This is a genomic window from Verrucomicrobiia bacterium (assembly GCA_036268055.1).
Lineage (GTDB): Bacteria > Verrucomicrobiota > Verrucomicrobiia > Limisphaerales > Pedosphaeraceae > DATAUW01.
In genome coordinates, this window is the sequence record DATAUW010000001.1 from 197991 (window position 1) to 221596 (window position 23606).

At 54.5% G+C, this 23606-nt stretch carries 24 protein-coding genes; 11 read left to right on the plus strand and 13 right to left on the minus strand.

The features are described from left to right. The first annotated feature begins 38 nt into the window (after positions 1-38). From rph to VH413_00840, 4 genes are all read left to right on the plus strand, one after another. A complete protein-coding gene (gene rph, locus VH413_00825; protein ID HEX3797213.1) occupies positions 39-791 on the plus strand; it encodes a ribonuclease PH in 753 nt (250 codons plus the stop codon). Beyond that, positions 792-1412 carry a histidine phosphatase family protein gene (locus VH413_00830; protein HEX3797214.1) on the plus strand — a complete coding sequence of 207 codons (621 nt, stop codon included), beginning with the start codon at positions 792-794 and terminating at the stop codon, positions 1410-1412. Beyond that, positions 1409-2311 (plus strand): 50S ribosomal protein L11 methyltransferase, encoded by a 903-nt coding sequence (locus tag VH413_00835; protein HEX3797215.1) that lies wholly within the window; start codon positions 1409-1411, stop codon positions 2309-2311. Before VH413_00830 ends, VH413_00835 begins: the two co-directional genes overlap by 4 nt. Before the next feature lie 201 nt (positions 2312-2512). Continuing rightward, positions 2513-2677, plus strand: a complete 165-nt coding sequence (locus VH413_00840) for a hypothetical protein (GenBank protein ID HEX3797216.1) — start codon at positions 2513-2515, stop codon at positions 2675-2677. Between the two features lie 64 nt (positions 2678-2741). On the opposite strand, the gene VH413_00845 is transcribed toward VH413_00840, so the two are convergent. The 9 genes from VH413_00845 to VH413_00885 all read right to left on the minus strand — a co-directional run bounded on the left by VH413_00845 (position 2742) and on the right by VH413_00885 (position 9387). Next, a complete protein-coding gene (locus VH413_00845; protein HEX3797217.1) occupies positions 2742-3194 on the minus strand; it encodes a Fur family transcriptional regulator in 453 nt (150 codons plus the stop codon). Further along, on the minus strand, positions 3191-4060 hold the full coding sequence (locus VH413_00850) for a metal ABC transporter permease (protein HEX3797218.1): 870 nt from the start codon (positions 4058-4060) through the stop codon (positions 3191-3193). Before VH413_00850 ends, VH413_00845 begins: the two co-directional genes overlap by 4 nt. Beyond that, positions 4011-4790 carry a metal ABC transporter ATP-binding protein gene (locus VH413_00855; GenBank protein ID HEX3797219.1) on the minus strand — a complete coding sequence of 260 codons (780 nt, stop codon included), beginning with the start codon at positions 4788-4790 and terminating at the stop codon, positions 4011-4013. The genes VH413_00850 and VH413_00855 overlap by 50 nt, the downstream gene beginning before the upstream one ends. Further along, entirely contained in the window at positions 4787-5704 is a 918-nt protein-coding gene (locus tag VH413_00860; protein ID HEX3797220.1) for a zinc ABC transporter substrate-binding protein, read from the minus strand. The genes VH413_00855 and VH413_00860 overlap by 4 nt, the downstream gene beginning before the upstream one ends. 91 nt (positions 5705-5795) lie before the next feature. After that, the gene (rpsR, locus tag VH413_00865) at positions 5796-6059 is read right to left on the minus strand and encodes a 30S ribosomal protein S18 (protein HEX3797221.1); all 264 of its coding nucleotides are present in this window, start codon (positions 6057-6059) and stop codon (positions 5796-5798) included. 3 nt (positions 6060-6062) lie between these two features. Beyond that, complete coding sequence (rpmG, locus tag VH413_00870) at positions 6063-6230, minus strand: 50S ribosomal protein L33 (protein HEX3797222.1); 168 nt, start codon at positions 6228-6230, stop codon at positions 6063-6065. Between the two features lie 6 nt (positions 6231-6236). After that, positions 6237-6818 carry a TraR/DksA C4-type zinc finger protein gene (locus tag VH413_00875; protein ID HEX3797223.1) on the minus strand — a complete coding sequence of 194 codons (582 nt, stop codon included), beginning with the start codon at positions 6816-6818 and terminating at the stop codon, positions 6237-6239. Positions 6819-7166: 348 nt separating this feature from the next. Continuing rightward, complete coding sequence (gene folE2 / locus VH413_00880) at positions 7167-7934, minus strand: GTP cyclohydrolase FolE2 (GenBank protein HEX3797224.1); 768 nt, start codon at positions 7932-7934, stop codon at positions 7167-7169. Between the two features lie 313 nt (positions 7935-8247). Further along, positions 8248-9387 carry a hypothetical protein gene (locus VH413_00885; protein HEX3797225.1) on the minus strand — a complete coding sequence of 380 codons (1140 nt, stop codon included), beginning with the start codon at positions 9385-9387 and terminating at the stop codon, positions 8248-8250. 246 nt (positions 9388-9633) lie between these two features. On the opposite strand from VH413_00885, the gene VH413_00890 reads away from it, so the two are divergent. After that, positions 9634-10554 carry an endonuclease/exonuclease/phosphatase family protein gene (locus tag VH413_00890; protein ID HEX3797226.1) on the plus strand — a complete coding sequence of 307 codons (921 nt, stop codon included), beginning with the start codon at positions 9634-9636 and terminating at the stop codon, positions 10552-10554. A gap of 327 nt (positions 10555-10881) precedes the next feature. Further along, positions 10882-11349, plus strand: a complete 468-nt coding sequence (locus VH413_00895; protein ID HEX3797227.1) for a response regulator — start codon at positions 10882-10884, stop codon at positions 11347-11349. Positions 11350-11662: 313 nt separating this feature from the next. On the opposite strand, the gene VH413_00900 is transcribed toward VH413_00895, so the two are convergent. Then, positions 11663-12520, minus strand: coding sequence for a serine/threonine-protein kinase (locus VH413_00900; protein HEX3797228.1), 858 nt, complete (start codon positions 12518-12520; stop codon positions 11663-11665). Positions 12521-12639: 119 nt separating this feature from the next. Between VH413_00900 and VH413_00905 the strand changes: the two genes are divergently transcribed. From VH413_00905 to accD, 3 genes are all read left to right on the plus strand, one after another. Beyond that, entirely contained in the window at positions 12640-13557 is a 918-nt protein-coding gene (locus tag VH413_00905; protein ID HEX3797229.1) for a CPBP family intramembrane glutamic endopeptidase, read from the plus strand. Continuing rightward, the gene (locus tag VH413_00910; GenBank protein ID HEX3797230.1) at positions 13554-14291 is read left to right on the plus strand and encodes a ComF family protein; all 738 of its coding nucleotides are present in this window, start codon (positions 13554-13556) and stop codon (positions 14289-14291) included. The genes VH413_00905 and VH413_00910 overlap by 4 nt, the downstream gene beginning before the upstream one ends. A gap of 129 nt (positions 14292-14420) precedes the next feature. Next, a complete protein-coding gene (gene accD, locus VH413_00915; protein HEX3797231.1) occupies positions 14421-15374 on the plus strand; it encodes an acetyl-CoA carboxylase, carboxyltransferase subunit beta in 954 nt (317 codons plus the stop codon). A gap of 25 nt (positions 15375-15399) precedes the next feature. Here the strand turns inward: accD and VH413_00920 are convergent, their stop codons facing one another. Continuing rightward, entirely contained in the window at positions 15400-17139 is a 1740-nt protein-coding gene (locus tag VH413_00920) for a metallophosphoesterase (protein ID HEX3797232.1), read from the minus strand. Between the two features lie 497 nt (positions 17140-17636). Here VH413_00920 and VH413_00925 point away from each other — a divergent pair, with 497 nt between their 5' ends. After that, a complete protein-coding gene (locus VH413_00925) occupies positions 17637-19991 on the plus strand; it encodes a hypothetical protein (GenBank protein HEX3797233.1) in 2355 nt (784 codons plus the stop codon). Between the two features lie 148 nt (positions 19992-20139). Here the strand turns inward: VH413_00925 and VH413_00930 are convergent, their stop codons facing one another. Then, positions 20140-20394 (minus strand): hypothetical protein, encoded by a 255-nt coding sequence (locus VH413_00930; GenBank protein ID HEX3797234.1) that lies wholly within the window; start codon positions 20392-20394, stop codon positions 20140-20142. A 169-nt stretch (positions 20395-20563) separates the two neighbouring features. Here VH413_00930 and VH413_00935 point away from each other — a divergent pair, with 169 nt between their 5' ends. Then, a complete protein-coding gene (locus VH413_00935; protein ID HEX3797235.1) occupies positions 20564-22594 on the plus strand; it encodes an acetylxylan esterase in 2031 nt (676 codons plus the stop codon). Positions 22595-22860: 266 nt separating this feature from the next. On the opposite strand, the gene VH413_00940 is transcribed toward VH413_00935, so the two are convergent. After that, positions 22861-23367, minus strand: a complete 507-nt coding sequence (locus VH413_00940; protein HEX3797236.1) for a GNAT family N-acetyltransferase — start codon at positions 23365-23367, stop codon at positions 22861-22863. Positions 23368-23606: the final 239 nt, after the last annotated feature.

The window sequence follows — 23606 nt, forward strand, 5'->3', positions numbered from 1 at the left end:
TGAAACTCTGCTATTCCCGCCTAACATGGCGCTGACCTATGATTGAAACTTTAGCCAGCGTTGCTCCGCCGTTGCGGGTGGATGGCCGGTTGCCGAACCAGCTTCGCCCGCTGCGTTTTCAGAATCATGTGGCGCCGTACGCCACCGGTTCGACACTGGTGGAATGGGGCGATACGCGGGTGATTTGCGGCGTGACCGTGGAGGAAACCGTGCCGCGTTGGATGAAGGAACAGAATGTCCTCGGCGGCTGGATCACAGCGGAATATTCCATGCTTCCCTACTCCACGCTGCAACGCAAACAACGTGATATTTCCAAGGGCAAGATTGACGGACGTTCACAGGAAATCCAGCGTTTGATCGGCCGGGCGATGCGCGCCGCGATTGACCTGGAGAAGATCGGTTCGCGCACGATCTGGGTGGATTGCGATGTCCTTCAGGCGGATGGCGGCACGCGCACGGCAGCGATCACGGGCGCGTACGTGGCGCTTTCGCTCGCGGTGAAAAAATTACAGGCCGATGGCAAGTTGAAGGAGAATCCCCTGTTGCATGGCGTCGCGGCGGTGAGCGTAGGCATCGTTGATCAACGGCCTTTGCTGGATCTTTGTTATGTGGAAGACGCGGCCGCGGCGGTGGACCTGAACATGGTGATGAATGCGGCGGGCGAATTCATCGAGTTGCAGGGCACCGGCGAGGAAGCCACTTTCAGCGAGACTCAACTGGCGGCGTTGCTGTCGCTGGGCAAGGCGGGCATCCGCGAATTGCTCGCGGCGCAACAGGCGGCGCTGGCTTAGATGAGCGAGCCGACCCAGCTTTTTCTTCTGCGTCACGCGGAAGTCGAGACGCGTTACCATCGCATCTTCGGCGGACGCATTGACATGAATATTTCCGACCGCGGCCACGAACAGGCGGCGGCGCTCGCAAAATATCTCAAGGCAAAATCTTTCGACGCCATTTACGCAAGCCCGATGAAACGTGTGCAGCAAACGCTCGCGCCGTTCGCGGCCGGGCGCGCACCGGCTCCCGTCACTCTCGAAGGTTTGCGCGAGGTTAATTTTGGCGATTGGACGGGCTTGAGTTGGGAACAGGTGAAGGAGAAATTTGGCATCAGCGCTTTTCAATGGCTCGCGCAACTCGATCGCGCGGCGATTCCCAATGCCGAGTCAGGCGCGATGTTTCGCGAACGCGTCGAGCCGTGCGTGCAGCAAATCCTTCGCGCGCACGTTGGACAAAAGGTCGCGGTGGTTTGCCACGGCGGAACGATCCGCATGATTTTGTCGGTACTGCTGGCGATGCCGTTCGTGCAGACCTCGGCGTTTGAAATCGAATACGCAAGTCTCACCCAGGTTCGTTGCGCGCCGGATAAGTCGGAAATCCAACTGCTGAATTTCACGCCGTGGCGTGATTTGCCATGAAACGGGAATCGCTCTGGGAGATCTCCGTGACCACTTCGCTCGAAGCGGAAGAGGCGGTGGTTGAAACGCTCGCAAATTTTTTCGGCAAATCGTCGTCCATTTACACGAACGAAGAAACGAAGGTGACGGTGGTTTCAGTTTTTTGCACGAAGCGCGAAGAATGGACTCCGCGCAAACGGTCGGCGCTCGCCGCCAGGTTGAAGCTGATCGCGAGTACCGGATTAGATATTGGCGTGGGAAAAATTTCTATGCGCCGCGTCGCGAAAGAAGATTGGTCGGAATCATGGAAACGCCATTTCAAGCCGATTGAAATTGGTTCGCGGCTCTTGATCAAACCGAGTTGGATCAAACGCGCGGCCAAAAAAAACCAGGCGGTGGTTGTGCTCGATCCGGGGTTGAGCTTCGGCACGGGCAATCATCCGACGACGGCTTTTTGTTTGCACGAACTGGCGATAAATCGCGAACCGAAAAGCGCGCAGTCATTTTGGGACCTCGGCACGGGTTCGGGCATTTTGGCGATTGCAGCGGCGAAGCTCGGTTATGCTCCGGTTCGCGCGGTGGATTTTGATCCCGAAGCGGTTCGCGTGGCGCGGGAAAACGCGCGGCAAAATGGCGTGCTTCAAAAAATAAAGATCGAGCGCGAAGATCTCACTCAGATCCGGCAGACGAGCCGCGATAAATACGCTTTCATTTGTGCGAATCTGATTTCAAATCTGCTGATCGCGGAGAAAGTTCGCATCGTAAATCGTTTACAAACAAGCGGGCGGCTGGTGCTGGCGGGAATTTTGAAGGAGGAATTTTCGCAAGTGCAAATCGCGTTTGAGAAATGCGGATTGAAACTGGTAAGTTACAAAATTGACGGCGAGTGGTGCTCCGGCGCATTTATTTTTTCAAGCTAGACGCGTTGCACGCCAATGCGATGCGAAGGGACGGCTTCGTGCCGCAAGAATTTAACAAAGATTATTTGAACTGATGCCGCGCATCTCCGTCCAATCTTCTGTAGCAGTTTGAATCCTTTAAATGCCGCGGGACTTGGCGGAAATGGGATCGCCGGGTTGGCATGATACACGCTTGTGTAAACTTGAAAGGAAATGCCAGTTATGACAAAAACGATAGATGCCCTCACCGAAATCATTCGTAACAGCAAACATCCCTTCCGTAAAACCGATAGCCAACCCAATAAGGCCCAAAAACATCGGTACGAACGCAGAAAAGTAAAAGAGTTTATGCACCTCGGTGCAGGCGCTCTTGAAGAAGCAACTTAGCAGTCCCGCGACGGAGTTTCGCGGACGTCCGGCGTGGTTTTTTTGAATCACGCTGGATAAAATATCACTGGCATGCTGGACAGGTTCCGAAAAATTCCAGTTTGTGAGTGATGGCTTTGAAGCCGTGCCGGTCCGCGATTTTTTCCTCCAGTTCGCGGGTAAAACATTCGTCAATTTCGACGACCGCCGAACACCGGGTGCAAACCAGGTGATGATGATGTCCGTCGTCTCCTTCGGCGAGCAACTCGAAGCGCGCGACTCCGTCTCCCAAGTCAAAGCGCTTCACCATTTTCATCCCCTCAAGCAAGTGCATGGAGCGATAGACCGTCGCGAGGTCGCAATCTTTTTTCGGCAACGCGGCGAAAATTTCCTTGTTGGACATCGGGTGCGGATGCCGGCGGAGAATTTCCAAAATCGCCTGGCGTGCGCCGGTGATCTTGCGGGATTTTTTGCGCAAGCGTTCCGTGAGCGCGGGCATCTCCGCCGCTTGATGATGAGCGTGAGCGTGGCCTTTCATCGTGGCGCGGGTTTGAAAGTTTTTTCGGGCAAAAATCGTCCCGCAATCAGCGTCAGCAGAAAAATCGCGATGGAAGTCAGCACAATCGCCGAGCCGCAAGGAACGTCGAGTTGATACGACAGCAACGTGCCGCTTATCCCACCGATCAGTCCGATCAGCACACTCAATAAAACGTGTTGCCGTAAATTCCGGCTGAGATTTCGCGCAGCCGCGGGTGGGATTACGATGAGCGACGTCACCAAAATAATTCCCAGCAAGCGAATGCTCATCGCCACCGTTAGCGTGAGCACGAACACAAAAACATAATTCAAGCGTTTCACCGGCACGCCGCAAACGTGCGCCATATCTTCCTGCGCGGCGAGCAACGTGAGCGAACTCAGTTGCCAAAATATTCCAACGCCCACAATCGCCAGCAGACCCGCGCCGGTCCACACGTCCTCCCAGCCAATCGCCACGATATCGCCGAACAGATAGCGATTGAGTTCGCTCTGGTAATTGCCACTTTTCAACAGGCTCAAAATCGTGACGCCAAGCGCGACCGAACCAGACAACAACAGCGCCATGATAGTGTCCGTCAGCAACTCCGTATTCTCCTTCAGCCAAATCATCGCGGCGGCGATGATGATGCTGAAGCCGATCATCGTCAGCGTTGGGTCAACGAACCCAAACCAAAATCCGAGCGCGACACCCGCCAGCGCGGAGTGCGAAACCGTGTCGCTGAAAAATGCCATGCGCCGCGCGACGACGAACACCCCGAGCAGCGCGCACAACGGGGCGAGAAAAAGCGCCGCGAGCAGCGCGCGCTGCATGAACGGATCAGTGAACATGATGATGGTGATGTTCGTACGGCGCGACGTGAATGCCATACGCCTGCTTGAGCGATTCCGCGTTCAGCACTTCCTCGGGCGTGCCTTCGCAGCAGATCACGCCGTTGAGCGCATACACGTGCGCGGCGTGGCGATACACCATGGACAAATCATGCGAGACCAGCACGACCGTAAGATGATGCCGCCGCTGAATGCCCGCGATGAGTTCGTAAAAACTTTGTTCGCCCGGCGTGTCCACTCCCGCGGTCGGTTCATCGAGCAGCAATAATTCCGGCCGCGTGAGCAAACTGAATGCGATGAGCACACGTTGTAACTGGCCGCCGGAAAGTTGCGCGAGCGGACGGTCGAACAGCGGAGCCACGCCGATGTCCGCCAAGGTCGAGTGGATCAACTCGTCGGTTTTTTTGTGCGATTGCCAAAACCAGTTGCCGGTCTTGCGCAAACGCAGCGCGAGAAATTCACGGACACTTAAAATAAAACTGCGGTCGAGCGCGAGGCGTTGCGGGACATAACCGATTCGCGGCAGCGCTTTGCGAACGTCGGTCTGGCCGAACAATTTTATTTCGCCGGAAGAAACTTTTTGCAGTCCGAGCAAGCAGCGCAGCAGCGTGGTTTTGCCGGAGCCGTTTGGCCCGATCAGCGCGACCAACTGGCCGTGTGGAATCTGGAACGTCACGCCACGCAGCACCGGCTGGCCGTCGAATGAGACATGCACATCGCGCACCTCCACCGGAACCGTGCCCTGCGATTGGCAGCAAGGCGCGCTCATTTCAGATGCGTCTCCAACGCCACAAGGTTCGCGCGCATGCCGTTTTCATAAGCGTCGCGACTCAACGGACACGTTTCGAGAGTATCGAGTTGGCCGACGGTGACGTGATAATCCGCGCCGATTTGCGTCACCAACTTTTGCGAACCCTGGGCCTCTCCGAAAACAACTTTCACATGATATTTTTCAATCGCGCGATGCAGCGCTTCCAAATATCTCGGCGAAGGCTCAACCTCGGGCACGCGCTCGACGACGCCCGCGATCTTCAATCCATAACGCCGCGCGAGATACGGAAACGCATCGTGATACGTCACCATCGCCTGGTCCTTGAACGGCGCGAGTTCATGCTGCATATCAGTATCGAGTCTTTGCAAGCGCGTGATGTACGCGGCGGCATTCGTGGCGTAGGCGGCGGCGTTCGCGGGATCCACGTGCTGCATCGCGACAAGAATATTCGCGACCGCTTGCTCAGCGAGTTGCGGGTCGAGCCATGTGTGCGGATTGAAATTCGTGGAAACCTCGCGCGTCATCATCGGATCCTCCAAATTGGGCGCGAATGGGATCAAATCAGCTTCCGACAAACCCGTCGTCGCCACAATAACGCTTCGCGGATTCGACATTGTGTTCATCACGTGCGTCAACCACGACTCGAGGCCGAGGCCATTCACCACCACGACGTCCGCGGACTGGACCTCGCGCATCTCGCGCGGAGAAAATTGGAAGTCGTGCGGCTCAGCGCCGGGCGGAAGAAGATTATCCACCGTGGCCACATTCCCGGCGATATTCGCCGCGAAACAATAGAGTGGCGGAAAACTGGTGACGACGTGGAGGCGATGCCCCAAAAGTTGCGCCTGTGCGTCCGGAGAATTAAACCCGAACAACGCGCCCAGCAGACAGATAAAATGCCAGTGCTTCACAAAGTTAGCCTAACACCGCGAAATCTATTTGCAAATTATTTGCATTACGCGGGCAACAAAATTCCCCGCCAACTCCGGCGGGGAAGGCAAATTACTTCATCAGCAGCATCTGGCGCGCGCGCTTGATCGAGCGGTTCAACTGGCGCTGATAATGCGCCGGCAAACCGGTGTACTTGCGCGGGAGGATGCGGCCCTGGTCGGTCACGAACTGCTTGAGCAGGTTCGTATTCTTGAAGTCCAGCGCGTCCACCGTGAAGTCAATCTTCGGCTTCGGGCGCGGCGTGCGCATCTCGCCAGTGCTGGAGCGGCCGCGGCCGCCGCGTTTTTCTTTATCCGTATTCGTTTTGCGTGGCATAAATTATTTGATCTCGCGATGCACCGTATGGCGGCGCAGGGCGGGATTGTATTTTTTGATTTCGATTTTCTCAGTCTTCAATTTTTTATTGCGACTGGTCACGTAGCGGGAGGGCGACTTGCCTTCCTTGCGCGCTTCGGTGCATTCGATAGTTACAGTTTCTCGGGCCATAAATTTTTATTCCTTTTCCTTGGCGGGCTTTTCTTCGGGCTCTTCTTCTTCCTCGACTTCGTTGACGCCCACACTGTCCACCGAGCCGAGTGCGCCGAGGCGGCGTTGACGCAACGCGCCTTCTTTTTCCAACTGCGCCTGGGCCTGCACCGTGAAACGCGTCCACGGAATCACTTCCAAACGCGCCTTGGGGATGGGCTTGCCCGTCAATTCACAAACGCCGTAAGTGTCCTTCTCGATGCGCTTGAGAGCTTCTTCGATCTCGTAAATCGCATCCTGATCGGCGGACAAAAGGCTCAACGCAAAATCGCGGTCGAAATTATCCGTGCCCGAATCCGCCATGTGCAGGCTGTAACCCGCCATTTCCTGGGCGGATTCCTTGGCGAGACCACTCATCTGCTTGAGCAACTGCTCGCGCAATTCAAGGAGATTTTGATAATACTTCGCCCATTCGCTCTTGATCTTCACAGCGCCATTGGGACCTTTTGAACGGCCCGTGGTATTGCCAAGGATGGCGGCGGACGTCGCGGAGCGCGCCGGCTTGTTGCTTTCGGCTTCTTTTTTCACGATCTTTTTCTTCGTTGTCACAAGCTGATGAAATTTTTTTACGTCTAAAACTGCCGTCCGATGGAATTTCAATCCATCAGAGAGCGTGCGAATGTATCAAAGGAAAACAAATAATCCATCAAAATATTCAACAATTTTTATGCCATTGGGATGCTAAAAATCTCCTCGTTCCATCTCACACGTGAAATATCACTTAAACTACACCCCTTAACTGGCCTTTGCAAATTCCTAAACCTCAAAATACCCCAAAACCCCTCATTTCGCCAAAAGCTCGTCAAGCGCCCAAAAAAATATCCGCACTTATCCGCACTTACGCGCTCCCACCCGCACTTTCCGCCTCCAAAGCGCGCTTTATCCGCCCGCGTCATCTCACCCGTTCTCGATGCACGCGTACGCATTATGATTGTGGATGCTCTCAAAATTCTCCGCTTCGACCTTGTACCAGGTCACATCGGGATGCGCATTGAGCTTCAGCGCCACGTTCCGCACCAGGTCCTCGACGAACACCGGGTTCTCGTAAGCCCGCTCCGTCACCGCCTTTTCGTCCGGACGCTTCAGCAACGAATACAACTCCGAACTCGCCGAACTCTCCACCAGCGCGATCACATCCTCGATCCAAATCGCCCGTTTCGAGCGCAACTGCACCGTCACATTGCCCCGCTGATTATGCGCGCCATGCTTGCTGATCGCCTTCGAGCACGGGCAAAGCGTCGTCACCGATGCCACCACCGTCAACACAAAATCAATTTCCTTGCCGCAAGCCGTCGCATCGAACCGCGCCGTATAATCCATCAAACCCTCCATGCCCGTCACCGGCGCCTTCTTGCTCAGGAAAAACGGAAATTCCATTTCGAGATGCGCCGTCGCCGCGTTCAACTTCTTCTGCATCGCGTGAAGAATGTCCGTGATATTCTCCACATGCACCACGTCACCATGCGCATTCAGCACTTCGACGAACCGGCTCATGTGCGTCCCCTTGAATTCCTTCGGCAGATCCACATACATGCCGATCGTGGCGATCGTATTCTGCTGCGCGCGCGCCTTGTCGCGGATCTGGATGGGAAACCGCAACCCGCGAACCCCCACCTTATCAATGCGCAACTCGCGATGATCCCGCTCGTTCTGCTTGTCCTGCATCGCCGGCTCCTTGGACTTCGGTGCGGCAGCGGCTGGCTTCGAATTTTTCACAACAGTCGTTTTTTGCACTCTGCAAGTTACCAGCGCAGAAGGTTTTTGCAAATAATCTTGTCGCCAAAATCCCTCTGTAGCCGTGGTCTACAACCGCCAAATCCGCGCCTCAAAATTTTCAATAATGAAACAGGAACAAATCCCGCATTTTCTTCCCTTACCCCATTTACCACCAAAACAAAGCCGCACATGCGGTTCCGAAGGAGCGGCACAGACATTACATTCTTATTATTCAATGCTACTTCCGCATCCACGCGAAAAATCATTGCGGCCCTATGGCAATGAAATCAAAACCTTCGGTGAAATTGCCGCTCTGAATATCATTACGGCCGACGACGGCAGTAAATTGAGTCAACGCCGCCTGTATAGAAGCGCGACTGATATTGACTGAAAAAATATTATCGCTGAAGCCCGGATTATCACTTCCAGTATGGGCTGTGGCGATAATTGCGGGAGGCGCTGAAAATGGAGTGGTAAAAGTCACTGTATAAGTCGGAAAAGTCTGGACATTGTCGTAAACGAATCCACTGCCTGGATTACCACCTACATGCAAAGTCGTTGTGGTCGAGTTACCTTGGCTGGTGTTGACGGTTATTTGACTGATCTGATAAATCTGGCCACTGATGCCTATCCATTGCCCAATGCTAAATTGGCCGCTGTAGTCGCCAGTTGCGGTAAGATCACCGAGACCATCGGAACTAAAATTTGCCACCGGCGTACCACCGCTTCCTACAGCCGAATAAGCCACTGAAAAGCCAGTGCCAAATACGGGCGCACCTGTGTCGAATACAATTCCGCGAATTATTTTCATACCACCCTCAGCCGTAGAAGTTAAATTCGATGCGGCAGAAACTTGGAGATTGTTTCCATTGGCGCTGAGCACAATATTTGTCCCGGCCGCCAGCGTGATAAAATCTGCCAACCCGTTAATACTTTTCACCACCTGGCCGGAGGCGATATTTGTTGCGCTTACCGAATTGCCCGCCAGTTGAGCGCTCATAATCGCCCCATTGGTCACACTTGCGGCAACCGTCGCGAATTGAGCGTAGGGCGTTGGCAACATTTGAACACGAGGTGAAAGAGTCTGCGCGGTTCCGCCATTGGTGATAGTAATATCCAGCCAGCGCGCGCTTCCGTTAAAAGCCGCCGAACCGAAATCGAGATTTACTGTAAAGAACCCATTGTTAACTAACGGATTTGCGGAGGCGGGATTACCAATCCGGTTGCCATTGGCGGAAGCATCATACAGCGCAAATATCATCGAATAAACTCCGTTGGCATTTGTGCCATTATTATGAAGCTGCCCTTGATACGTGAACACACTAGTTCCCTGTGCAAACAATGATACTGCTGACATCCATATCGCCAGGGCGATGGTTAATTTCTGAATTTTGGTTTTCATGGGTTAATTCACGGATAATTATTTTTCGCAACACCCGTACAAAACTGGGATTGATATCTGTTGCTAATTAACGGCAAAAAAGCTGCCCTGAGATTTCCCTAAAACGGCTGGCCAAACTTCCGATCGAGACAGAATTGGGTCGGACGGCTTTCTCTATACGATTTACTTATTTTAATTACAAGCCTAAGCGATAATTATCATTCATTTCCGCTTTGACTCGCTGGCCTAAAATCTTTATTACCGCGCATGGTTTTCAATAGGGCATGCATCAGCTTAATTCTCCTCACGTTATTTCTCAGCCTCCACCTGCCCGCCGCCCAAACCTTCCGCATCGCCACTTATAACGTAGAAAATGATCTCGACCACGACAGCGGCACGCGCCACGCAAAATCCGACGCCGCCAAAGCCAAGATTCTCGAAAGTATTCTCGCGCTGAAACCCGATGTTCTCGCGCTCGAAGAAATCGGCGAGACGAATGTCTTGCTCGAACTGCAATCCGCACTCCAAAGCAACGGCCTCCCCTTGCCGAATTGGGAATACGTCACCGGCTTCGATACCAATATCCACGTTTGCGTCCTCAGCCGATTCCCCATCACCGCGCGCCGCCCACAAACCAACGACACTTACCTCCTCAACGGCGAGACTTTCAAGGTCAGCCGCGGTTTCGCCGAAGTGGACGTCGCCGTCACCACCAATTACAGCTTCACCCTCATCGCCGCGCATTTGAAATCCAAGCGGACCATCCGCGCAGCCGCCGAGGCCGACATGCGCCTCGAAGAAGCCAAAATCCTCCGCCAAAAAATTGACGATATCCTCGCTGCGAATCCCAACACCAGCCTCATCGTCCTCGGCGATCTCAACGACACCCACGACTCCCCCGCCATCCGCGCCATCATCGGCCGCGGCAAAACCGGCCTCGTGGACACGCGCCCCGCCGAGCACAACGGCGATGCCGAACCGGCCGCGAACCATCGCCTCAACGAGCGCAACATCACCTGGACCGATTTTTACGCGAAGGAAGATTTATATTCGCGCATTGATTACATTCTATTGAGCCACGCCTTCGCCCGCGACTGGAACCCGGCGGAAACCGCCATCCTCGCTCTGCCGAACTGGGGCATCGCCTCCGACCACCGCCCCCTCGTCGCTACCTTCACCGTCCCGTGACGAGTTTCGGGAGATTGAGCACGCTGGTGCTTACTTTTTTTGACGCAGAGACGCGGAGTCGCAGAGAAAGATTGGGAATATGAATGAATTTTAATCTGATGAGACCTTTTTATAAATGTCCGCATCCACTTTGTCTTAAAACCGAGCAAATCCGCAAAACCCTCCCATCCAGTATCTTCTCCACTCTGCGCCTCTGCGTCTCTGCGCCTCTGCGTCAAAATCCGCTCGCCGAAAAACATTTCCAAATATAAAACAAATTTGTTAACCTTTTCCTACTCAAGTACGTCTCCCTAGTTACGGAACGTGATGGTTGGCAGTTGAAGTGACGTGAAAGCAGACAACGTAATATTGCTCGTCGAGGATAGCACCGAGGATGCGAGCCTGGTCCAGCTCGCTTTTAAAAAGTGGGGCATCGGCAATCCTGTACATGTCGCCACCGATGGCGAACGCGCTGTGGAATACCTCGGCGGCGATGGCATGTATGCCGATCGCGACAAATATCCCCTGCCGACTCTGACTTTGCTCGACCTGAACCTCCCGCAAATGTCCGGCTTCGACGTCCTCCAATGGATGAGCGAACGTCCGGGGCTCAAGAAGCTGCCCGTAGTAGTCTTGAGCGGGACAAAAGACCCCACCCATTTTGAACAAGCCCAGCGTCTCGGCGCCAGCGCCTGCGTTGCCAAAAGTCTGGACCTTTCCGAGCTTTACGAACTCATCCAGCACCTGAACTATTTCTCCCTCGCGTCCGACTACAACAATAGCGCCGTTGACTGGACGCCCGAGCCGGAAGAGTAATAAGAGCGGGTCGGCGCGAAATCTCCTCTGAACGGACCGCGGGTCTATGACCCGCAGCAAGGTTCATAAGGTCAGGCCGCTTTCGGCTCAGCCATTGCAGGATAAAAAGCAGGCGTCTTCTTTAACAATTATCTACTATCGCGACCGGCAATCCTCTTCGTGAATTGCTGCGGGTCACAGACCCGCGGTCCGGTGGAAGGAAGTTCACAGGCTGCCACATACGCCACATGAACTTGTCCAGGATAAATTCTTCTCCCTCGCTCCGCGCTCGTTGCGCGGGGAGAGGGGTCTTTAACTCTCGAAAATTAATTCCTCAAACGTACAACGCCGTCTTCAACTCATGCGTCAGCACGCTCATGAACATATAGCGTTTGTCCATGTCCTGTTGCAGGCATTTCAAGATCACCCTCTCCACACCAATCGGCAGATCGGGATTATGCTGCCGCGGATTCACGAAACTGGAACGATCCACCTGCTTGGCCAGAATCTCCGAAGGCGTCTCGCCGGGGAACGGTTTGAAATTCGTCAGCAACTCATACGCCGACACGCCGAACGCAAAAATATCCGCGCGCTGATCCACCCCTTCGCGCAATAATTGTTCTGGCGCCATGTAAGCGGGCGTGCCGGGATTCTTCGAAAGTTTTTTCGGCTCCTTGGGAATCGGCAGCGCCAGATCGAAGTCCGCCAGCCGCACCCCCGCATTGCGCGTGATCAATACATTCTCCGGCTTATAATCGAGATGCATATAACCGCTCTCATGCACATGCTCCAAACCCGACGCCATATCAATCAGGATATTGCCCACGTTTTCCAGCAACACCGGATCGTGGTCCGCATACATCAGCTTGAGGTTCGATCCCTCGACATACTCCATCAGCAGATACAACGCGCCGTCAATTTTCCCATGGCCATAATAACCTATGACACAATCATGCGGCTGCATCTTGGAAAGCACCTCGCAGCCCTGGTTAAAACGCTTGCGCGCCGTAAGGTCGAATTTTAAATTATCGTGCAACCGGCGCAATGCGAACGTCACATTATCCTTGTCCGTCGCCAGCCAAATATCCGCCATCCCTCCGCTATTAATCAATTCCCGCAAATAATAAGGCCCGAATGGCCCCGGCTCAGCCGAGCCGCTGGATGCTGAATCTTTCTTCGACTTAAAAAACACGCCGGGGTTTATAGCACGAAACCGGATTTCCTGCCACTGTGCTTTCCGACGCACACCCCCCCCGCGCTTCTTCTCAGAATTTCTCGCAAAACCCACCGCCTTCAGGCTTAATCTCCCCATTGGCAAACGATCACACAAACCAAATCCGCCCGCGACCCATTCGTGCGCTGTTCATTTTTCTCATCGTCGTTTTCATCGGCGGCGCTCTGCTCGCGCCGTGGCTTTATTGGTTCGTCCAATCCGTCGCGCCGGATTCCCATCTCGCGCACAATCCCTTTCATCGCTTCGTCAATCGCTCGCTGCTCGTGCTCGCGCTCCTCAGTATCTGGCCGTTGCTGCGAAGCCTCGGCGCGCGCTCATGGCGGGACGTGGGCCTTGTAAATCCGCGCGGTGAATGCTCTCGCCTTGGCGCGGGCTTCGCGCTTGGTTTCGGGTCGCTCGCGTTCGTGGCCGTCATCGTTCTCGTCGCGCACGGACGCCAATTTAATTCCGACCTCACCGCCGCCAAACTCACCGGCAAAATTGCGGGTGCCGCCGCCACCGCCATCGTCGTCGCCGTGCTCGAGGAATTGCTTTTTCGCGGTGCGATCTTTGGCGCGTTGCGAAAAGTCTGCGACTGGCGCATCGCCCTGCTTATCAGCAGCATGATTTACGCAATCGTCCACTTCATGCAAAGCGCCGATGCCGCCGGTCCCATCACTTGGACAACCGGCCTCGAATTGGTGCCCCAAATGCTGCGCGGCTTTGGCAACCTCCAAGTCGTCATTCCCGGTTTCTTCAACCTCACCCTCGCGGGCACCCTGCTCGGCCTCGCGTATCAACGCACCGGCAATCTTTATTTCTCCATCGGCCTGCACGCCGGCTGGATTTTTTGGCTGAAATCCTACGGCTTCCTCACTGGCGCGCTGCCCTCCGCGAATCAATGGCTCTGGGGCACGGAAAAATTGATTGATGGCTGGCTCGCGTTGTTCGTTCTCAGCTTCGCGCTTCTCGTCTTGCTTCGCCTCCCGCAAGCCAAACCCGCGCCCCGACGATGAACGTCTCCGCGCTCAAACCACTTCGCGATGCCGCCCTCGGCCTTCTGTATCCCGAGACCTGCCAGATTTGCAATCACGAGCGCGCCAAGCCAGCCGAAGGTTTTGTCTGCCCGCCGTGCTGGAAAAAAATCCACTTCATCCGTCCGCCCTTTTGCGATCGCTGTGGCTTGCCATTCCAAGGCGCAATCACCACCAAGTTCGAGTGCGCCAACTGTCGCGAAATGGATCTGCACTTCAGCTACGCTCGCTCGGCGGTCGTGGCGAACGCCTTTCTGCTTGAGATCATCCATCGCTACAAATACCAACGCGCCTTATGGTTCGAGCCATTCCTCGCCGACCTGCTGATTCGCGAAGCCGCGCCCGTCCTGGCCAAAAACCCTTATGATTTGATCATTCCCGTCCCCCTGCATCCCGCCAAGCAGCGCGAACGTGAATTCAACCAAGCCGGACGCCTCGCCACCCGCCTCAGCCGCGCGACGCAAATTCCATTGAATGCGAAGCTCCTCCGCCGTGTCAAACCTACCCAGACCCAAACTCATTTCACCCGCTCCGAGCGCGCGAAAAACATGCAAGATGCTTTCGCCCTGCGGGTTGGAGAGCCGGTCAATGGCCGCCGTATCGTGATTCTGGACGATGTTTTTACGACTGGCGCAACTACCAGTGCTTGTGCCAAAGTATTGCTGTCCGCTGGCGCGGCTGAAGTCTCGGTTTGGACTGTCGCTCGCGGAATTTAATTTAATGACAAAGATTCAACGGCTTGCAACTCGTCCCGCCACCGGGACCGGTTCTGACTTCGAATCGGGCATGCGCCCAACGGATTCGTCATTTCCATTCAGCCAACCCTAACTTGCAAAATGCCTGACATGTCTTCCTCTACCACCACCTTCACCAAAAAAACTTTGGGTTTGGAAACCGTCGAGCCGGCCGTCACTCCGCCGCCGAACACGGAAACCAATTTCGTTAAGAAATCCAAGATGGGCGGCGGCAAGTCTCGCAAGCGTGATATTCCCGAAGGTCTTTGGACCAAGTGCAAACAATGCGGCACAATGGTTTTCGACAAAGAGCTGGAGGAAAACCAAAAGGTTTGCCCGCAATGCCAATATCATTTTCCCATCGCCGCCCGCGACCGCATCAATTCGCTCGTTGAACCGGGTTCGTTTGAAGAACTCGATGCTTTAATGACCAGCGTGGACATTCTGAAGTTCACCGGCGTTTCCAGCTATGCCTCCAAGCTCACCGACTATCAAAAGTCCACCGGCCACAAAGATGCCGTCGTCACGGGCGTCGGCACGATTGGCGAACACCGCACCGCTCTCGGCGTAATGGATTTCAGTTTTCTCGGCGGTTCGATGGGTTCCGTGGTCGGCGAAAAATTGACCCGCGTCATCGAACACGCTACCGACGAATCCTTGCCGCTGATCATCGTCTCCGCCAGCGGTGGCGCGCGCATGTATGAAGGCACTTTCAGCCTTATGCAAATGGCCAAGACCTGCGGCGCTCTTGCTTACCACGCCAAGGCCAGGCTCCCCTTCATTAGCATCCTGACCGATCCCACAACCGGCGGCGTGACCGCGAGTTTTGCCAGCGTCGGCGATCTCATCCTCGCCGAACCGCACGCCATGATCTGCTTCGCCGGCCCGCGCGTCATCAAAGACACCACCCAAGCGGAATTGCCGCCCGGATTTCAAACCGCTGAATTCCTCCTCGACCACGGCCTCATTGATTCCATCGTCACCCGCAAGGAAATGAAACGCCAACTGATCGAATACCTGGACTTCCTCATGACCGGCCAAAAAAAGGCGGCCAACGGTTCATAGAGCCAGCTTAACGCGGCTCTGTCCTTTAATTCGTCTGCGCGCCGATGCGAAAGAAACCCTTCGACGCTGAATTCGTGACTTTCAATTCATTCCAACCATTCGACGTGACGGAGACGGTTGGCGTTGCGGGCGTCCACGGATCGTTTAACGACTGCGTTTGCAGAATGGTATAATTGAGATTCGTCCGCGCCCCAAACCGCAACTGCCCGGAACTGACGTCAGGCAAAGTTCCCAGATAAGGCGCACCGGATTGCTCCCGTAAAGTTTCCGTGTGCGACGCATCCAATCCGAACAGATAAGCATCCCACGCAGTGATGCCGCCGGCATTCGGAAGCAGCGTCATCGGCGTGATCGTGGAATCGCCGACCGTGGCCCCCGCCCACGCCGCAAAGTCAGTCATCCGATTGGTCGTCGCCAGTCCGAATCCGCCGGAGAAAACCGTATCCACGGAATTCGAAGCCATAAAATATAATGGCCCCGAACGCAAACTAGGCGGAATCACGATGGATGAAATGCTGCCCGGCGAAAGAAATTCCAGCGGCGCGCTCACCCATGAATTTGTATTCGTTCCAAAATAATAACTCGTGTCCGGCGGCGCGCCCATGAACAGCGCCCGCGTGGCCGTGGGATATTTCTCCACCGGCAACCGGCAAGTATAGGTGACCACATAAGACCACCAGTAAGTCACGTCAATCCCCCGCACACTCACCTGGTAATCGCTCCGGTTGAAACGGCCTTCCTCCGCGGTGAACAGGATGTTGGTCACTCCGTCGTATAGCGAAGGCAAAGAACTGGCATATTTCTCATTAAGAGAAAGCGCATAATAAGTGGAGTTGGTCAGAACTCCTTCCACCACCCCCTGCACCGTTCCATTGGTGATGCACCACAAATAAAATCCGCAAGCCGAAGGCGAAAGCGGATTTGAAGTCGGGATCAGCCAGTTTTGCGCCGCCGGACAAACGTACTCCGTCAAGGTGCTCGCGCCCACCGGGAATTGGCTCACATCCCGCGTATGAGCATGACCGCAAGCCAGCCAGGTCGGCGCCGTCCAAGGTTTCAAAAACCAAAAAATGTCCCGCCGCAACTCCCGCGCATCCGCGCTGAACGCCGCAACGATCGGTTGATGCACCGCCAAAAGCACCGGCTTGGTATGATCCATCGTTTCGCGCAAACCCGTCAGCCACGCCCGCTCCTCCGGGTCCAGCCAGCCCCCGCCGTGGCCCGCCAACCCGATCACCGGCAATCCGGCGATGGTAAAATTCGTGTAGCGCGGCGTGTTGGGAAATATTTTGTTGAACAGCGCGGAATTCGTGACCTCGTAAGCGGGATTGTCATGATTGCCGGGCAGAATATAGAGTGGAAAATTTGTGAACTGGCTCAGCGCCGTCCGCGCGAGGATGAGTTCATTCATCGCTTCCGGCTCATTATCGTGAAGTCCAAAGGCCGTCGCCCCTGCCACGCACAAATCACCCGTCACGATCATCGCCGTGGGGTGCGGCGAAATCGCATGCAACATCGCGATCAGCCGTGGGTCAATATTCGTCACGATTGTGCCATTGGCCAGCTCCGTGTTATCGAGTGCCATGTGAACATCGGAAATCTGCATCAACACCCCGCAATTCGTCGCCGACGGATCGAAGTGAAAATATTTATAAACATCCGCGACGTTGGTGGACGCCTGCAACTGGGCCTTGGCCGAGTGAGAGGACAGGAATAAAATCAGCGACAGCGCGGCAAGATAAAAAAATCGCGGGCAGATCTTCATTAAACTCAGGAGTTCAAACACCCCGCTTGAGAAACGACAAATTCAAGCCTTTCTTTTATCAATAAATTTGGAAAATTCAAGCACTAACAAACCCTGCATTTAAATAGATTCCGCACTCGAGTGGCTACAGGTTTTGACAATCCATTCTTCAGGCGCGTCGTGCCAATATAGCTATTTAGCCGCGGGTATCAATTTATTTGACATGCAGATAAATTCTGAGAGCATCCGCGCCAGTCTTACCGGGTTTGTCATGGGATTTTTAAGCTTTAATAACCGATTGCACGCAGTTCCAAAGTTTAGGTTTTTTGGGGAATGACGAAATGCCAGTGGCGAGGAATATTTCCAGAATCGGATGCGCACGCGTAACCGCTTGAGCGGATCGAAGTGTGGCAGTGTCCGATTGGATGTAAGCAATGTGCTACCGCGCCACGTAGGAAACAACGGAGGGCTCTAGTTTCGGTTTTAGTTAACTCCGCTTATTCGGTTTGAAAGGGAAAATGAAATTAAAATGGCTTCTTCTCGGATCGTTGGTCGCATTGTGGCTTGGCTTCAAAGGCGCGTCGCCGGCGATGGCTGACTTCGTTTCGCAAGGCCGAAGTTTTTTGGCAGTCAGCAATATTGTTTCCGCCAATGTGAATTTTTCCAATGCCGTGAATTCGGTTCCTGCCGATCCGGTGGCCAATACCTTCTATGCCGTCACGCGAGTCCTGTCACTGCCGCTGCTGCCGCCGGCAAGTAATTTTTTGACTCGCTGGGGTGTGCCGGCCGTAGGCCGCAATCTGTACGACTGGACCGCGCGTCCGCTCAGGGACAGCAATGGCCTCTTAATCGCCCCGGCCGGAGTGGATGCAAATGAATTTACTTCCCTGCTTCGCACCAATTTTTTGCCCGCGATAATCGGCGCCGAGTCAAATCTAAGCGTCATCACGGATACCAATTTCACCCTGGCCCTAACCGCGTCGGATACCGGCAGCGTGGCCGTGACGCTCGACTATGGCGACATCCAAATGCTTCGCGCGATGCTTCAGGCCAGCGAATATCTTATTTACAACACTTATTCATGGAATCTCGACGCGCAACTGACAGTCATTCGTTCATTGTACGCTAACGACGCTTTTTCTTTCGCCGCTTTGTTTAAAGACTATCCGGGCTTGCTTACTTTTGCCTCCACCAACGACCTGCTCAATGCCAAAAGCGCTTACACCAATGGCGTGAACCGCTACCTTGCGGCGTCGCTGTTCATCCGTGAACGGAGCGCCGGAGAGACGCGACTGTTCAATCTGGACCCAAAAAGCGCTGGACGGGAGCAAAATTTCCGCGCCACCCTCGCGGACCTGGAGAATTCGCTCGCCAGCAATACGATGGTCATTTCCAGCATAGATTCCGACCTCGCTCTTTACGCACCCGCGGCATTTACGGCGACAAACGCGCCGCGATCTTTTCTTCCGGTTTTTTACAAGCAGGGATTCATCGGTGGCACGCTTGAATCCACTTTTGGCGGCACGGTGCGAGGCATCCCTCCCGGGTACGTGGAATCCGTTCTCGCGCACGATTTGACGTTTTATCAGCAGCTATCCCCGTCTCTGCAATCTAACCGAAATACGTTTGAATTCCCGGTCTATGGCCGCATTGGACGGGGCTACGTCGTGGAATCCTCAACTAATTTCTTGGATTGGACCGACGCGTTCGCCTTTGTCAGTTTTGGCGATCGCATGGATTTTTCGACCACCAACATTACTGATGGCCCCAAAATATTTTATCGCGTGGCTGACCGTACTGACTCGATGCCTCCTCCACCGAACGACAATTTTGCCAACGCTACTCTGTTGCCTGGCTTGGGAATCGTCGCCGAAAGTTACAACAACAACTCCACCTTTGAACCGGGCGATCCGGTTACTTTTGGTGCGGGAACCGTTTGGTGGAAGTGGACCGCCACTGCTACTGGATTGGCGGCTGTGGCTGCCACTGGCGTGAGCAAAAATGACTATTTCAATGTCTCCGCTTATTCCGGCGGCCCTGCGATCAATAACCTGACCCCAGTTTACAATTTGTACAATCCAAATTACGTTTACGAAGCTCCTTTTTACCCTTTGGTATTTTCAGCAACCGCTGGAACCACTTATTATTTTGAAGGGTATAGTTACGAAAATCCCGGTGGCATCCAGCTACACCTCAGCAGTCCTCCTTCCTTGAACGTTTCGAGTCCGGCCATCAGCTCCATTCCCAGCGCGACCTTCACCAATATCTTCATCAGTGCCACCGCCAGTCCTGGCACCGTTCCACTGAAGAGCTTGTCCATCAGCCTGAATGGAATCAACCTCGCCAGCACCACCAATCTTTCCCTCAGCCTGACTTATTCCAATGCCAATTATGGCGTCAACTATTACGCGGTGACCGCCTTGGATGCGTTGGATTTTAGTGTTAGCCACTATTTTAGTGTGACCGTGCCTCCTCCAAATGACGCATTCGCCAATCGTTTGCCGCTTACCGGTCTGCCGGTAAGTACTACTGGGTTGAACACGGGTGCCACGCTCGAAGCGAACGAACCAAATATCGCAGAATATAATGAAGGACCTTCTGTTTGGTGGTCGTGGACGTCCACGACAAACGGTCTGGTTTCAGTCGTCGCTGACTTGCAAGCTTATAGCTATGATTACTATACTGCCCTCGGCGTATTCACTGGGACATCGCTCCAAAATCTTAATGCTGTCGGGATTGAGGGCAACTACCAACCCGGTCCCGCCGTCGTTTCTTTCAATGCCGTGGCCGGCGTCACTTATCAGATCGTTGTAGCCAGTATTTCAGGCGCTCAAGGCAATATTACACTAAGCGTGATCCCGGGAACTCCGTGAGGAAAGCCGCGACCCGCATTAGGGGGCCGCTGATTGAAGTGTCTTTCGGGAAACCACCGATTGAAGAATTTTACGCACTGCTGGCATTCCAGCTTCAGCGTTAGTTCACACAGAATTGCGGGAAACCTTTTGAAGCTGGTGAAATGCTTTACCGATTGTCTTCCGACCACGAATCGCTCGAATCGCTGGAACTATTCAAACCCTTGGGCGAAATATTTTTGAAACGCGCCAGTCCTTCTTTGACTGTCTCCATCGTCTCCGCGTCCACCACCTGATAGTAGCGCATGGATTCCTCGAGGATATTGTCCAACGCCTCTTCAACCGAGTCGAATGAATCGAGAAAATCTTTCACTCCACCCAGCGGGCGTCCCACGTAATAGGTAAACAGTAAAAATCGTTTCACAGTTAGAGTATCGGCAATTCCCCTCCGGACTTTAAATAGCCATTCGCCTGAATCCCTTGTAGTCCCTTCACCGACAAATTGGCCGTTTCCAAAACCCTTTAGGCAAAACACTTGCCCGGAATCGTGTATCTTTACTTGAAACTAAAACTGAAAGCTGAAAACTAAGCTCATGCGCTCTCATTTTGTTCTGCTGCTGTTCGCGCTGCTGGTTTCATCGAGTGTCCGCGCCGCCGATACCAACCTCGCTCCCGACAACCCGATCATCGCCACCGCCACTCCGCGCGATTTCCCCGCCATCAACAATAAAGGCCAATGGCAATCACGCGCCCGCATCATCCGCGAACAAATCCTCGTCAGCGCCGGGCTCTGGCCGATGCCTGACAAAACTCCGCTGCACTCCGTCATCTCCGGCAAAATCGTTCGCGACGGTTACACCATCGAAAAAGTTTATTTCGAAACCTGGCCGGGATTTTATCTCGCCGGAAATCTTTACCGCCCGCTCGGCCACGGCGCGGGACCATTTCCCGCCGTCCTGAGTCCCCACGGTCATTGGGACGAAGGCCGCCTCACCGATACCGAGCTTTGCAGCCTCCCGGCCCGCTGCATCAATTTCGCGAAGCAAGGCATGATCGCCTTTTCGTACGACCTCGTCGGCTACAACGACACTCATTTCGCCGACTCGCCGACGAACCAGCCCTTTTACAAAACTCACCACGATTTCGCCGCGAATAACCCCGCCGCCTTGCTCTGGAACATTTCGCTCATGGGCCTGCAAACCTGGAACAGTCTGCGCGCGCTGGATTTTATCGCCTCGCTGCCCGATGCCGACCCGCATCGCCTCGGTTGCACCGGCGAATCCGGCGGCGGCACGCAAACCTTTATGCTGGGCGCGATAGATAATCGCCTCGCCGTCCAAGCGCCCGTCGTCATGGTCAGCCATGTTATGCAAGGCGGATGCTTCTGCGAAAATATGCCCGGCCTGCGCGTCGAATACTCGAACATGGAGATCGCCGCCGCGCCCGCGCCGCGTCCGCAAATTCTCGTCGGTGCCACCGGCGATTGGACCAAGACCACCCTGACCGTCGAAGGTCCCGCGCTCGAACACATCTACCAGCTTTTTCAGGCCACGAATAATCTGCGCTACGTCGAATTTAATTTCCCCCACAACTGCAACCAAACCAGCCGCGAAGCGCTTTACCAATGGTTCGATAAAATTCTCCTCAATGCTCCCGACGAACCCGTGAAGGAACTTCCCTACTCTAAAGAACCCGACGCTGCTCTGCGCGTTTTTCCCGATGGCAAACTTCCCGCCGATGCCCTGACCGAAGATGCCTTCATCCAATCCCGCATTCGCGCCCACGCCGCGCAACTCGCCGCGCTCGAACCGCACGACAAAGCCTCGCTCGCCAAATATAAACAGATCATGCAACCGGCATTGACCCACACGCTGCTCTTGCGCCCCGCCGATACCGATACCTCATTCGCCTATCTTGCCGCGAAATCCGACTACTCCGTCCAACGCGTCACCGTCCACGCCGGTGAAGATTATTCACGTTCCATGCTGCGATTCGTTCCCACAAAAACGAATGCCTTCGCCCAGCCGCTGCTCGTCATCTTCGTCAACACCCTCGGCGCAAAAACTTTTCTCGATGGTGAAACTCCCGCCGGTCTCGCCCGTGAATTGCTCAAGCACAATATTGAAATCGCCATCGTCGAAGACCTCGCCACCCCGCCCGCTGCCGACGAACACTCCGTCCTTTTCAACTGCTACAATCGCACCCAGCTTCAACTTGAAATCCGCGATCTCATGAACATTTGTCAGGCCGCAAAAACTCTCGACTTCAAAAACTATCGCGTCGTCCTCTACGGCGCGGGCCACGGCGCATTCTGGTCACTCCTCGCCGCCCAATCCGCCGATGCCGTCATCGCCGACTGCGGCCAGCTCGACATCTCCAACGACCAAAACCTGCTCGCCCCCGGCCTCTATTGCCCCGGCATCCGCAACATAGACACTTTCAACGCCACAACCCTCCTCGCCGCCCCTCATCCACTTTTGCTGGAAAACATTTCCACCCACTTCCCCACCGAAAATCTCCGCGCCACCTACCAACTCCTCAACGCCTCCGAAAAATTCCAAATCAACCCACACCCGCTGTCCGCAAAAAGAGTCCTAGCTTGGCTCAACGATCTGAACCGCTGATCCTTTAACCACCGTCGTGCTTTCCTTTTTTGACGCAGAGTCGCAGAGACGCAAAGGCGCAGAGTAAGAAAAAAAAATTAAATCTAAAAAGATATTTTCCGAGACGCCAACAATTCACCACGCACTTCTCATTAACCTCCAAACTTCAGTCGGGGGCAGCCAGCTCTTCATCCAAAAAACGATCCCTGGCGCAGCAGACATCCCCTACAAACCCACTGCTGAAAAAACAGAAAACAGACGTAACCGGCTTCAACCTAAATGACAGGTCAGGCGTTTTTGGTTTCGCTGGGTGTTCGGACATAGTAAATGTCCCATTCTTCTTCGCGGGTCTGCACAAAGCCATGTCGCTGGTAGAACCGGTTTGACGGACTGTCCCGCAACGCGCCGAGATGGACGGGCATCCGCAGGGCGTCAGATCTCGCCAACAAGTTGCGGATGACGTAAGAACCAATGCCGCGGGACTGATGGTTTGGGTGGATATAAAGATGTTCCAGATAAAAATCACCTCCGGCGGGTCGAAAGGTGTGAAAGCCTATGCGCTGCCCGTCGAGAACCACGAACTGGCTGTGGCCGGGATGGAATGATTTGCGAAGCCGCTCGCGGGCGCGTTCCGGGTCGAAGCGACCGACACGCTCCAAACTGTCCCGCATCGCGGCGATCCGAAGAACAACCAGCTCATCAAAATCCGCCGCCGTAACAGCAGAAAATGTGACACGCCCCGCGAGCGCGGCATCTGCGCCCTGCTCCATAGAATTGGTTTTTTTTATGTTCATGAAGTTGGAGCAAAAAAGGTTCCTTCCACTCTACGAGTCAAAAAGCCATCACCCAGGACTCACGTCTCGCCTATCTTTCCATTCCACACTCCGCACTCCGCACTTATTTCTCCCCTCCAGCAAGGATCGTCTCAAAATGCGGCGGCTGTTCCTCCCTCGCCACGACACTGATCTCAATCCGCTTGAACCCCGCCGCTTCCAGCCAGTGATGCAAATCGCTCTCCGCAAAACCCAGCAAG

Coding starts and splice junctions, on each gene's coding strand:
- rph (HEX3797213.1), top strand. CDS start 39: ATGATTGAAACTTTAGCCAGCGTTGCTCCGCCGTTGCGGGTGGATGGC.
- VH413_00830 (HEX3797214.1), top strand. CDS start 792: ATGAGCGAGCCGACCCAGCTTTTTCTTCTGCGTCACGCGGAAGTCGAG.
- VH413_00835 (HEX3797215.1), top strand. CDS start 1,409: ATGAAACGGGAATCGCTCTGGGAGATCTCCGTGACCACTTCGCTCGAA.
- VH413_00840 (HEX3797216.1), top strand. CDS start 2,513: ATGACAAAAACGATAGATGCCCTCACCGAAATCATTCGTAACAGCAAA.
- VH413_00845 (HEX3797217.1), bottom strand. CDS start 3,194: ATGAAAGGCCACGCTCACGCTCATCATCAAGCGGCGGAGATGCCCGCG.
- VH413_00850 (HEX3797218.1), bottom strand. CDS start 4,060: ATGGCATTCACGTCGCGCCGTACGAACATCACCATCATCATGTTCACT.
- VH413_00855 (HEX3797219.1), bottom strand. CDS start 4,790: ATGAGCGCGCCTTGCTGCCAATCGCAGGGCACGGTTCCGGTGGAGGTG.
- rpsR (HEX3797221.1), bottom strand. CDS start 6,059: ATGCCACGCAAAACGAATACGGATAAAGAAAAACGCGGCGGCCGCGGC.
- rpmG (HEX3797222.1), bottom strand. CDS start 6,230: ATGGCCCGAGAAACTGTAACTATCGAATGCACCGAAGCGCGCAAGGAA.
- folE2 (HEX3797224.1), bottom strand. CDS start 7,934: ATGCAGGACAAGCAGAACGAGCGGGATCATCGCGAGTTGCGCATTGAT.
- VH413_00885 (HEX3797225.1), bottom strand. CDS start 9,387: ATGAAAACCAAAATTCAGAAATTAACCATCGCCCTGGCGATATGGATG.
- VH413_00890 (HEX3797226.1), top strand. CDS start 9,634: ATGGTTTTCAATAGGGCATGCATCAGCTTAATTCTCCTCACGTTATTT.
- VH413_00910 (HEX3797230.1), top strand. CDS start 13,554: ATGAACGTCTCCGCGCTCAAACCACTTCGCGATGCCGCCCTCGGCCTT.
- accD (HEX3797231.1), top strand. CDS start 14,421: ATGTCTTCCTCTACCACCACCTTCACCAAAAAAACTTTGGGTTTGGAA.
- VH413_00920 (HEX3797232.1), bottom strand. CDS start 17,139: ATGAAGATCTGCCCGCGATTTTTTTATCTTGCCGCGCTGTCGCTGATT.
- VH413_00925 (HEX3797233.1), top strand. CDS start 17,637: ATGAAATTAAAATGGCTTCTTCTCGGATCGTTGGTCGCATTGTGGCTT.
- VH413_00935 (HEX3797235.1), top strand. CDS start 20,564: ATGCGCTCTCATTTTGTTCTGCTGCTGTTCGCGCTGCTGGTTTCATCG.
- VH413_00940 (HEX3797236.1), bottom strand. CDS start 23,367: ATGAACATAAAAAAAACCAATTCTATGGAGCAGGGCGCAGATGCCGCG.